The sequence below is a fragment of the Gloeocapsopsis crepidinum LEGE 06123 genome (assembly GCF_015207655.1).
GTDB classification, from domain to species: domain Bacteria; phylum Cyanobacteriota; class Cyanobacteriia; order Cyanobacteriales; family Chroococcidiopsidaceae; genus Gloeocapsopsis; species Gloeocapsopsis crepidinum.
This window is the reverse complement of sequence record NZ_JADEWN010000062.1, coordinates 26,056-36,949: the sequence shown is the minus strand read 5'-3', so window position 1 is coordinate 36,949 and position 10,894 is coordinate 26,056. Positions and strand designations below refer to the sequence as shown.

General features: G+C 40.7%; 10 protein-coding genes. 9 read left to right on the top strand and 1 reads right to left on the bottom strand.

Annotation, left to right across the window (positions count from 1 at the left end):
* Positions 1-140: 140 nt before the first annotated feature.
* Positions 141-677, top strand: a complete 537-nt coding sequence (locus IQ230_RS20550; RefSeq protein WP_322742507.1) for a pentapeptide repeat-containing protein — start codon at positions 141-143, stop codon at positions 675-677.
* A 29-nt stretch (positions 678-706) separates the two neighbouring features.
* Here IQ230_RS20550 and IQ230_RS20545 read toward each other — a convergent pair whose 3' ends face one another.
* Positions 707-1,117 (bottom strand): YjdF family protein, encoded by a 411-nt coding sequence (locus tag IQ230_RS20545; protein WP_193934113.1) that lies wholly within the window; start codon positions 1,115-1,117, stop codon positions 707-709.
* A 452-nt stretch (positions 1,118-1,569) separates the two neighbouring features.
* Between IQ230_RS20545 and IQ230_RS20540 the strand changes: the two genes are divergently transcribed.
* The 8 genes from IQ230_RS20540 (at position 1,570) to devC (ending at position 10,886) form a co-directional block, all read left to right on the top strand.
* The gene (locus IQ230_RS20540) at positions 1,570-2,589 is read left to right on the top strand and encodes a glycosyltransferase family 2 protein (RefSeq protein ID WP_193934112.1); all 1,020 of its coding nucleotides are present in this window, start codon (positions 1,570-1,572) and stop codon (positions 2,587-2,589) included.
* Between the two features lie 29 nt (positions 2,590-2,618).
* Positions 2,619-3,617, top strand: coding sequence for a glycosyltransferase family 2 protein (locus IQ230_RS20535; protein WP_193934111.1), 999 nt, complete (start codon positions 2,619-2,621; stop codon positions 3,615-3,617).
* 5 nt (positions 3,618-3,622) lie between these two features.
* Positions 3,623-4,750, top strand: a complete 1,128-nt coding sequence (locus IQ230_RS20530) for a glycoside hydrolase family 5 protein (RefSeq protein WP_193934110.1) — start codon at positions 3,623-3,625, stop codon at positions 4,748-4,750.
* Positions 4,751-5,013: 263 nt separating this feature from the next.
* Positions 5,014-6,156: a DUF7453 family protein gene (locus tag IQ230_RS20525; protein WP_193934109.1), complete on the top strand. Its 1,143-nt coding sequence runs from the start codon at positions 5,014-5,016 to the stop codon at positions 6,154-6,156.
* Positions 6,157-6,558: 402 nt separating this feature from the next.
* A complete protein-coding gene (locus IQ230_RS20520; RefSeq protein ID WP_193934108.1) occupies positions 6,559-7,890 on the top strand; it encodes a ferredoxin reductase family protein in 1,332 nt (443 codons plus the stop codon).
* A gap of 21 nt (positions 7,891-7,911) precedes the next feature.
* Positions 7,912-8,049: a hypothetical protein gene (locus tag IQ230_RS20515; RefSeq protein ID WP_178378128.1), complete on the top strand. Its 138-nt coding sequence runs from the start codon at positions 7,912-7,914 to the stop codon at positions 8,047-8,049.
* A gap of 440 nt (positions 8,050-8,489) precedes the next feature.
* Entirely contained in the window at positions 8,490-9,689 is a 1,200-nt protein-coding gene (locus IQ230_RS20510) for an ABC exporter membrane fusion protein (protein ID WP_193934107.1), read from the top strand.
* A gap of 30 nt (positions 9,690-9,719) precedes the next feature.
* A complete protein-coding gene (gene devC, locus IQ230_RS20505) occupies positions 9,720-10,886 on the top strand; it encodes an ABC transporter permease DevC (RefSeq protein WP_193934106.1) in 1,167 nt (388 codons plus the stop codon).
* Positions 10,887-10,894: the final 8 nt, after the last annotated feature.

Below are 10,894 nucleotides of genomic sequence, written 5' to 3'. Positions count from 1 at the left end.
CCCCAACTACTGCATTCAGGGTTGATCTTCTCATTGCCACTGCACTCGATTTAATTAATCCCGTGCATTTGAAAAACTGGTTTACTCACTGTTGCTACTGTGCCTCATAAAACTGCAATAGGCTGTATCAAGCATGGCAAGTGATTACCGCGGCATACGATCAATCTGGAAGTGGTGGGCGCATCGAAGCACTTGAGTTTTTAAATAGTACACCTAGAAGAATTCCTTGGTTTTGGTTAGAGTGGGAGCAACAAAGTTTAGCAGGTTTAGCAGCCCAAAAAGCTTATTTGGTAAGTATTCAACTCTCAGATGCGATTTTGATTAACGCCAATTTACAGCAAGCTATTCTTGCAAAAGCAAACTTGCAACAGGCTACCTTATTAAAAGCCAATCTCCAAGAATCTATTCTAGAAGAAGCTAATTTACAGAAAACTAACCTGGCAGGAGCTAATCTACAAAATGCTGATTTGGCAGGAGCCAATTTGCAAGAAACGGTTTTAGCAGGAGCTAACTTATATCAAGCCAACATTCAAGTAGTTGATTTGCGCAGAGCAAAATATACAGATAAGAGTACTACATCAGAACTTTGCCACCAATATTTTTTGAGGTATCCTTGTCCTACCATCTTTCCTAGTAATTTTAATCCTCAACTAGCAGGAATGATTTTGTTAAAGTAGAAATTTTATTTTAATTGCGATCGCACACCTTAACCTTTACCACGATGCCTTGCCTTCGCTTTTTGCTGTGCAATCAGGCGTTTTTGCTCTTTTTCTGCTTCTTTCTGGGCTTTAGAGGTCACTTTCTTTTCTTTTTTTCGAGTTTCTAACTCGCGTTGAATTACTTCTTGTGCCATTGTAGACACTCCTCTAACAGATTCTTTGGCAACTTCTCTCGCAAGCCTTTTAGGATTAACTCTTTTTTCTTCAGCTATATTTACCTCTATTGAAGAGGTCGTGTTTTCTAATATTTTTAATGCTGAATGAATTACAAAATTCAAAACTTCAGGATCTTTAGGCTCTGAACCAAATATATGTTTTCCTGCTTTAAAACAACCTTCGTAGTTTACTTCAACTACTCCTTCCCAGAATTGACCGTTAAATAGAATTGTCAGTTTCAATTCCCACTCCAATCATTATTATGAAAACTTAAACTATTCGAGAGAAAATAATATTGCATCGCACATCATCAAGGGTATGTATGAGAATACTTCTATGCTTGATACCTTGTTGAATCAATACTTATTTGACTTTGCAACGGCATGAATTATAGGACTTTTAGCAAAGTTATATCACTAGATATATTAATGTCAACTCTTTTAAAGTAGTGATTGAATAAAATCAAATATTACACATATTTACGCCAAAAGTTTAACATAAAAAACACGTTTGTTTTAGCTTTTGGCTCTATTATTTAGTGAACTTAAGTAGAAGACCGTATACATATTACTCAAATAATTCTTTTAGCTGGATCAGCTTCTGCTCAAAAATAGTTTACGAATTTATTTGTTTTTTTATGTATACGATTCCTGTCAAATGAAGAATCTATAAATTATAAAAATTAAGCCTCAAAATGAAAAAAGTAACGGTGATTATTCCGGTGTACAAAGTAGAGAAGTATATAGGTGCAGCAGTGGCATCAGTACTAGCACAGACATATCAAAACTGGGAACTGTTGATCGTGGATGATGGCTCACCAGATGCAAGTGTGACAATTTGTCAGCAGTTTGACGATGCCAGAATAAAAATTATTCGACAACCAAACGGCGGTGTATCCGCAGCACGCAATACGGGAATTCGTCATGCCCAAGGTGAATATATAGCATTTTTAGATGGCGATGACTTATGGCTACCACAAAAGCTGGAAAAACATCTGGCGCATCTGGAATCTTCTCCTAGTGTGGGTGTTAGCTTTAGCCGTTCCGCTTTTATTGATGAATCAGGAGGCTCTTTAGGGATCTACCAGCTATCCCAACTAAAGGCGATCGCACCATCGTACATACTTTACCGCAATCCAATTGGTAATGGCTCGGCTCCAGTCATTCGACGCGAAGTTTTAGAGGCAATTAAATACACAAATAATCGGAACGACTGTTATTTTGATGAGCAGTTGCATCATATTGAGGACGTCGAGTGTTGGCTGCGTATTGCACTGCAAACTTCTTGGCAAATCGAGGGAATTCCTGACGCCCTTACACTATATCGTGTCAATTCAAAGGGAGCTTCCACAAACGGATTGCAACAGTTAGAGTCATTAGAAAAGGTACTAGCAAAGACGCGAAGCTACGCCCCCGAATTGATTGCACAATGGGAACGTCCCGCGAAAGCTTATCAGTTAAGGTTTTTAGCTCGTAGAGCAATACGCATACAAGCTCCCTCAAAAGCTATACAACTTGTCCATCGAGCTTTGGCGACTCATTGGCAGATCTTAGTGGAAGAACCACGCCGAACATTTCTAACCTTAGCTGCTGCTTACTCACTTTGGCTTTTACCTAACTCAATCCACAAAAAGATGGAAGCAGTTGCTTTCAAAATAACAGGAAATAGTCAAAAACGCCGCATTCTTCAAGAACAATCTAGGCAATTGGCATAAACCACATTACGACAAAGTCACACCTCAAAATGAAAAAAGTAACGGTGATTATTCCGGTGTACAAAGTAGAGAAGTATATAGGTGCAGCAGTGGCATCAGTACTAGCACAGACATATCAAAACTGGGAACTGTTGATCGTGGATGATGGCTCACCAGATGCAAGTGTGACAATTTGTCAGCAGTTTGACGATGCCAGAATAAAAATTATTCGACAACCAAACGGCGGTGTATCCGCAGCACGCAATACGGGAATTCGTCATGCCCAAGGTGAATATATAGCATTTTTAGATGGCGATGACTTATGGCTACCACAAAAGCTGGAAAAACATCTGGCGCATCTGGAATCTTCTCCTAGTGTGGGTGTTAGCTTTAGCCGTTCCGCTTTTATTGATGAATCAGGCGATTTGCTTGGTACATTTATGATGCCTAAACTCAAAGATATTACTCCGTCATATCTCCTGATTGATAGTGTCGTTGGGAACGGTTCTGCGGCTGTGATCCGGCGAGAAGTTATAAAAGATAGTGCAATGCAAAATTGTTATTTCGACGAGCAATTGCATCATGCTGAGGATCTGGAATATTGGCTGCGTATTGCAATTCAAACTTCTTGGCAAATTGAGGGAATTTCTGAAGCTCTCACATTGTATCGAGTTAATCCTCAAGGAGCTTCAAAAAATTTACTCAAGCAGCTAGAGTCTTTTGAGAAGGTATTAGCAAAGACGCGAACCTATGCACCTGAACTAATTGCACAGTGCGAACGTCCTGCTAAGGCTTATCAACTCAAGTCGCTGGCACGTAGTGCGATTCGGCTGCAAGCAGGCTTTGTAGCTGTCAAGTTAATGCATCAAGCTTTGGCTACTCATTGGAGCATTTTGAAAGAACCGCGTCGTACGCTAATGACTGTAGTTGCTGCGTATTTACTTTGGTTTTTACCAGAATCTTTTTATCGCCAGATTGAGACTATTGCTTTAAAAGTTATAGGGGCTGTACAAAAGTACCGCATTTTGCAAGCCAGACAATCAGGATGAATCCCATGAAGTATACTAACCGCCCTTGTTCTCGATCTCGTTTTATCCGGTTTGGGCTACTGGTACTGTCTTCTGGATTGACAACAATGATATGCGATCGCCTCCAAGCGGCACAACCTACAATAGTTAAAACCAGCCGATTACAGACTTTAGCCAAAGGTTTCAACCTCGCACACTGGCAACGACACAGCCTCTTAGATGGATATTATACTGAGGCAAAATTGCAGCAGTACAAGCATTTAGGTCTAACTTACACCCGCCTACCAGTTGTTTTATCAACATTTTTTAATGACAACAACCCTGGTGTTTTAAAAACTGATTCACTAGCGGCACTTGATGCGATCGTGCGTCTTCACGTCAAAACAGGGCTAGGAATTATATTGTCGCCATTCGATCATCCTAAATCGCTGTATTCCGATCCTGCTGTACTGGCTAAATTTGTCGCATTCTTCAAAGCTTTTGCGACTCACATGAACCGCACCGATCCCGAAAAGGTGTTTTTGGAAGTGATGAACGAACCGAATGCAGAAACACCTCAAGCCTGGGATCGAGTGCAAACTGAGTTAGTTAAAGCTATTCGCTTGGGCGCACCACATCATACAATTATTGCAAGTTCCAATGTCAGTGCTACTACAAATGATTGGAACAACGCGCGATCGCTACCGATGACTCGCATTGTTGCAGATAAAAATGTCGTGTATAACTTCCACTTTTACGAACCATTTGTTTTCACTCACCAAGGCGCTTCCTGGGGATGGCGTGCGACACAATTTATGAAAAATATCCCCTATCCTGCAACTCTTGCGACAATAACTCTTCCACTGAGCAAAATTCAAGACACTGAGGCGAAAAACGCAGTGGAGCATTACGCTCAACAACAATGGGATCGAGATAAAATCATAACACTCTTATCTTTGATCGCCAATTGGGCAAGAACTAACAACGTTGCAGTTATCTGTAATGAATTTGGTGCGATTCCTTGGACAGTTCCGCGCGGTTCGCTACTACGCTATCTCAAAGATGTTCGACAAGTATTAGAATCATTGGAGATTGGTTGGGGACAATGGTTTGAGTTAGATGTGCATGATGCGGAAGTTATGCAAGCACTTGGGTTAAAACCAATTCGTCATTAAAGTTACACGCATATCACACGTAAAATCTACACATCTGCTTAGTTATCTGGATACAGTTGCAGTTATTTTATGAAAGACTTTTAGAAGCTAAGCAAATAGCTTTTTGGTGCAGCTACTCAGTCACAATTCATCTCTACGCAGCTAATTCGTAAAAATTGCGATCGCAACTGCTTTAATTGTACTTCTGTCACATTCGTTTCAAGTAACTCCGATTTCATTCGGAGCGTGAATGCTTTTAAACTTTTAACTACATAAGTAATACAATGTCTCGGTACAAGTTCACCCAAATCAGTCAAATTAGTACTTCCCATAGTGTATTTAGAGCCTCTGCTATCAATGACAAAGGAACCGTAGCTTTTGAAGGTTTTGTCGATCGGACTCTTCCACCAAGCGGAATTTTTACCGGTTCGGGAGGTGGAAATACAACAATTGTTGATGGTAGCCCTATTAATCACATTTTCTTTAGTCCTACTATCAATAACAACAACACAAAGTCATTTATTGGTGTTTTTTATAGTCCAGACTACGCCCAATCTTATACAGGTGTTTTTACCGAGAATAATGGAAAGCTTACTACTGTTGTTGATAGTAATCGTGAATTTGGATACTTTAGTCATGCCAAGTTGAACAATCAAGGGGCAATAGTTTTTAATGCCCTTTTAGATACAACAGAAGCGGGAATTTTTGTTAATCAAAATGGTAAAACAACAACGATTGCTTCTAGCCGCGACCCCTTTAGTAACTTTAATGCTGGCTTTAGAACCGTAGGAACTGATGGTCCTGCTAGTGCTTTTAGCGTACCATCTATTAATGACGCTGGCACGGTTGCGTTTCACGCTACTTTAGATACAGGAGCAACTGGAATCTTTCTTGGTAGAGGTAAAGGAACTGTTAAAGTTGCTGACAGTACTGGTAGATTTAGATCCTTCAGTTCACCAGCTATCAATAATAATGGCACGGTTGCCTTTTTAGCTCAGTTAAATAATGGCAAGCATGGTATCTTTAAAAAGAGACGAGATCAAGAAATAGAAACGTATATTGACGATAGTGGTTCTTTTAGTTTTTTTCAATCGATTCCTGCACTTAACGATCAAGGTCAAATCGCCTTTTTAGCTTATCTTCATGCAGGAGGTGGTAGTGGTATTTATACAGGAAAAAACCCTGTAACCAACAAAGTTATTGCTGTTGGCGATCCTCTTGCTAATTCTAAAGTAGTGGATTTGGTGATTGATGGACGCGGATTAAATAATACTGGTCAAGTTACATTTGAAGCCCTTCTAGAAAATGGTCAAACCGCAGTTTTCCGCGCCGATCCTGTTTCTAATGCTAATGTTGGGGGTGTTTCAGTATTGACTTTAAGTATGTTTGCTGTACTAGGTTTGTGCTGGTGTAGGCGAAATAAGTAGTGTTATTAAACAAAGGTGCTGGAACAAAAAGCAGCGTCAACAATTAACCCCGACGAGCGAGTTAAGTTAGCAATAAACACTTGAAAAAAATCTTAGCCTATGCATTTGGACGACGATTTTTTTCACGCTCAAAAAGTTATTACAGCTATTTGGCATTAAGAAATACTCTACAAACAGGAGTAACTACCTGAATCAGATGAGCTAGACAAGAGAAAAACTCAGAGGATTGAACGGAATATCTAAATTCGAGAATCAAGCTTTCGGCTAGAAAGACAATATGTTTTTCTAAATCTCAAAAAATGCCTGACCCAATTGTTAGACGATTTTAATCACTACGATTTTGGTTGAAATATCTAACAACAACTTGATCGCACCACCCTCAAAGTAAGTGGAAAGAGAAAGATGTTTCAAAGAAAAAAATTCTGGGTTGTAGGAATATTTTGGATAGCTTTACATCTTCTATTAACCCTTTCTCCGTTGTTGATTCTGTTGATTCAGCCAGCGCCAAGTGGGAGGGGTTTTTGGATTGAGTTTTCTGCGGCTTTTGGATATGTAGGCTTGGCAATGATGATGCTGCAATTTGCACTGACAGCGCGCTTTGATGCGATCGCGGCTCCTTACGGTATTGATATTGTTCTGCAATACCATCGCTACATCACCCAAGTCGCATTTGCTTTAATCCTTGCTCATCCCATCATTTTATTTTTTCACGATCGTCAATACCTACAAGCGCTCAACTTTTTTGCGGCTCCTTGGCGAGCAAAATTCGCCATTATTTCGACGATCGCTTTAATACTACTTGTTGTCACTTCGGTATGGCGACAGAAACTCAAGCTCAACTATGAAGTGTGGCGCACCAGTCACGGAATTTTTGCTGTAACTGCGGTAGGGTTAGGGCTAGCTCATGCTTTTGGCGTGAACTACTATCTTGTACTTCCTTGGAAAGCTTTGCTGTGGACGCTGCTAGCGTTTGTGGCGTTTGGTTCATTGATTTATGTCCGTTTGCTCAAGCCGTGGTTGATGATGCAAAAACCCTATCGGGTAGAAACTGTGGTTCCACAACGAGGTAACGCTTGGACACTCGTACTGCGTCCGCAGGGACATGAAGGTATTCGTTTTTCTCCAGGACAATTTGCTTGGTTAACGCTCGATCGCTCTCCTTATCACATTCAAGAGCATCCGTTCTCGTTTTCTTCTAACGGCGATCGCACCGATCAAGTCGCACTCACAATCAAAGCCGTTGGCGATTTTACAAACAAAATCAAACACATTCAACCAGGGACAAAAGCTTTTCTTGATGGTCCCCACGGCGCTTTTACTCCGGATCATTTCAGCTTCACTGGCTTAGTTCTCATCGCCAACGGTGTAGGTGTCACACCAATGTTTAGCATTCTCGTTACCTTTGCTCAACGCGGCGATCGCCGACCAATTCACTTAATTTACGCCAATGCTTCCTGGGAGAATGTGGCTTTCCGCGAAGAATTAGAATATCTCAACAAGCAATTAGAGAGCTTGAGTGTAACTCATGTAATCAAAAAGCCTCCTGAAAATTGGGCGGGAGAGTCGGGCTATATCAACAAAGAACTGCTAGCACGACATATTCCAAGCGATCGCGAAAGCTGGCGCTATTTTCTTTGTGGTTCGCCCCGCTTTTTAGCTGAAGTCGAAAAAGCCTTACATGAGCTAGAAGTTCCCGCCAAATATATCCACATAGAACACTTCAATCTTGTTTGATGGAGGTAACAACTAAGAATTATGCGTTTCAACATCATGATTGAAGTCGTAGTATTTGTCTCCGTTGTCCTCGTGCTGACATCAGCTTTATTCGCTTACATCCAAAGACATCCAGTCAAGCCAAGCATTGATTCTGATTTAGTTGCACCTACTCAGTAATTAACATCTTCGCCGCTAATCGCAGAAATAGAAAACCCCAAACTTGCGCGTATCTTATCTTGTGAACATAAAAGAAACACAAGTTACACACTTTTACACCTTTATCGCAACTAGATTAAAGGTACAACGTGTCATAGTGAACTAAATCGGAACATTTTTGGCAGGTTGATAAATTTTTAGATCTCAGTTTCAGAATCATTGCAACGAGCAACTTAAGATTTTGCAACTTTTAGTACAGGTGTCAAACATAAAATCAACTCTCAAAGGACATCTAAAAAAGAATAAACTTCCCATTTGAGAGCGTCCTAAATTTGAAGTCCCCACACGTGGGGATTTAGGGGCTACTTATCCTCAGTTAGCGTCATACCAAACTGCGGTGTCAAACATAAGCTACGACTTTACACCACAGCAGTAACATTCAGATCTACAAACCAGCTACTATGTCAATCGTTACAGAGAAGCCAGGGTCAAAACAGTCACGCTTCAAGCCAAATAAGTGGCGCATTCCTTTAATCCTTGCGACAACTGTTGTTGTTGGTAGTGTTGCTTTCATTCGATTTCACCAAACAAATCAACCAACGCCTACAGTAGTAACTAATCCGACGCCAGTCACCCGCAATGTTGTTGCGTTAGGGCGCTTAGAACCACAAGGAGAAGTTGTCGCCCTATCTTCACCAAGTTCAGCACAAGGCGCAAGAGTTGAGCAAATCTTGGTAAAAGAAGGCGATTGGGTGAAAGCAGGTGAAACAGTAGCAATTCTAGACACGCATACCCGCCTACAAGCCGCGCTAGAAAGCGCTCAAGCCGATGTACAAGTTGCGCGTGCTGCACTCGCAAAAATCCAAGCAGGAGCGCAAACCGGAGAAATCGAAGCCCAAAAAGCCGCGATCGCCCGTCTGGAAGCCGAACTTGCAGGACAACAAGAGACGCTTCAAGCAACAGTCGCGCGTCAAGTAGCAGCGCAGCGCAATGCTCAAAGTGACTACGAACGTTATCAACGGTTGTATCAAGAGGGTGCAATTTCTGTGCAAGAACTGGAAACAAGACGCTTGAATGCAGAAACCGCACAACAGCAAGTTAATGAAAGCCAAGCAACTCGTAACGAAACAATCGCAACTTTACAACGCCAAATCGAGGAAGCGCGAGCCAATCTCAACCGCATTACCGAAGTGCGCCCAACGGATGTACGCGAAGCCCAAGCTCAAGTAGAGCGAATGCTAGCTGCTGTTAAATTAACTCAAGCCGATTTAGCATTAAGCTACATTAAAGCTCCCATTGATGGGGAAATCATTAAAATTCACACGCGATCTGGAGAAACAATTAGCTCGAACGGAATAGCGGAACTCGCGCGTACCAATCAAATGGTTGTCGTTGCAGAAGTTCTTGAAGAAGATATTAGCAAAGTACGTACAGGTCAAACAGCGAGTATTACTAGCGAAAACCGAGCTTTTTCTGAAAAAATTCAAGGAACTGTGTCACAAGTAGGTAGACAAATCGGTAAACAAAACATTTTAGATAGCGATCCTGCTGCGGATGTTGATGCCAGAGTTGTAGAAGTCAGAATTAATTTACCCACAACGGCTAGCGAGTTAGTTTCTGGTTTTACTTACGCCAAAGTGGTTGTAGAAATTAATGTTTAAATCGAACAATACTTATTTAATGCCAAGAAAATGATTCGTAAAATTCCTTTGGCATGGTTACAACTCACGCGTGAAAAAACACGGTTAATCGTGGCATTAGCTGGAATTGCTTTTGCCAATATTTTAATGTTTATGCAATTAGGTTTTCGAGAAGCACTGTTTGATGGTAATGTTCAGTTTCACCAAAGCTTGAATGGCGAAATTGTTGTCATCAATCCTCAATCGGATGCGTTACTTTCTCTGAAAACTTTTTCGCAGCGGCGTTTGTACCAAGTTTTAGCACTTGAGGAAGTGGAATCCGTTCATCCTATTTATATAGGTTTTACTTCATGGAGAAACCCTCAAACACGCAAGCTGCGTAGTATTCAAGTCATTGGATTTGACCCAGATGATTCTATCGTTAACTTACCAGGAGTCCAACAAAACCTCGATAAAATTAAGCAACCAGATGTTTTTTTGTTCGACCAAGGTTCGCGTCAAGAGTTCGGTACAATCGCCGCTGATTTTTTACAAGGAAAGGCGATCGAAACTGAAGTAGGAGGTCGCACAATTAAAATTGGTGGATTGTTTCAGTTAGGAACATCATTTGGTGCTGATGGTAATTTAATTACAAGCGATTTGAATTTTTTCCGGCTATTTAATCAAGATGGACGAAACCTCGGACTTATTGACGTTGGTTTAGTTAAACTTAAACCAGGAGCAAACACTAAGGTTGTTCTTGAAAAACTACGCAGTTCGATAACCCAAAAAGATATTAGATTACTATCGAAACAAGAGTTTATTGATTTTGAAAAATCTTATTGGGCAAGTAGTACAGCAATTGGCTTTATCTTTACTCTGGGAACAATCATGGCATTTGTTGTGGGAACTGTGATTGTTTATCAAATTTTGTACAGTGAAATTGCCGATCATTTACCAGAATATGCAACACTCAAAGCAATAGGTTACACTCAATTTTACTTATTAATTGTTATTTTTCAACAAGCTTTAATATTAGCTACTTTAGGCTATATGCCTGGATTTGCTTTCGCGATATTTCAATATAATATAGTACAAAAAGAAACGCTTTTGCCAATTACAATGACGATAAGCCGAGCACTATTAGTCTTGCTTTTGACAGTTTTGATGTGCTGCATATCGGGCGCGATCGCTATACGTAAACTGCGGGCGGCTGATCCAGCAGATATTTTTAGTTAATCAGTAAT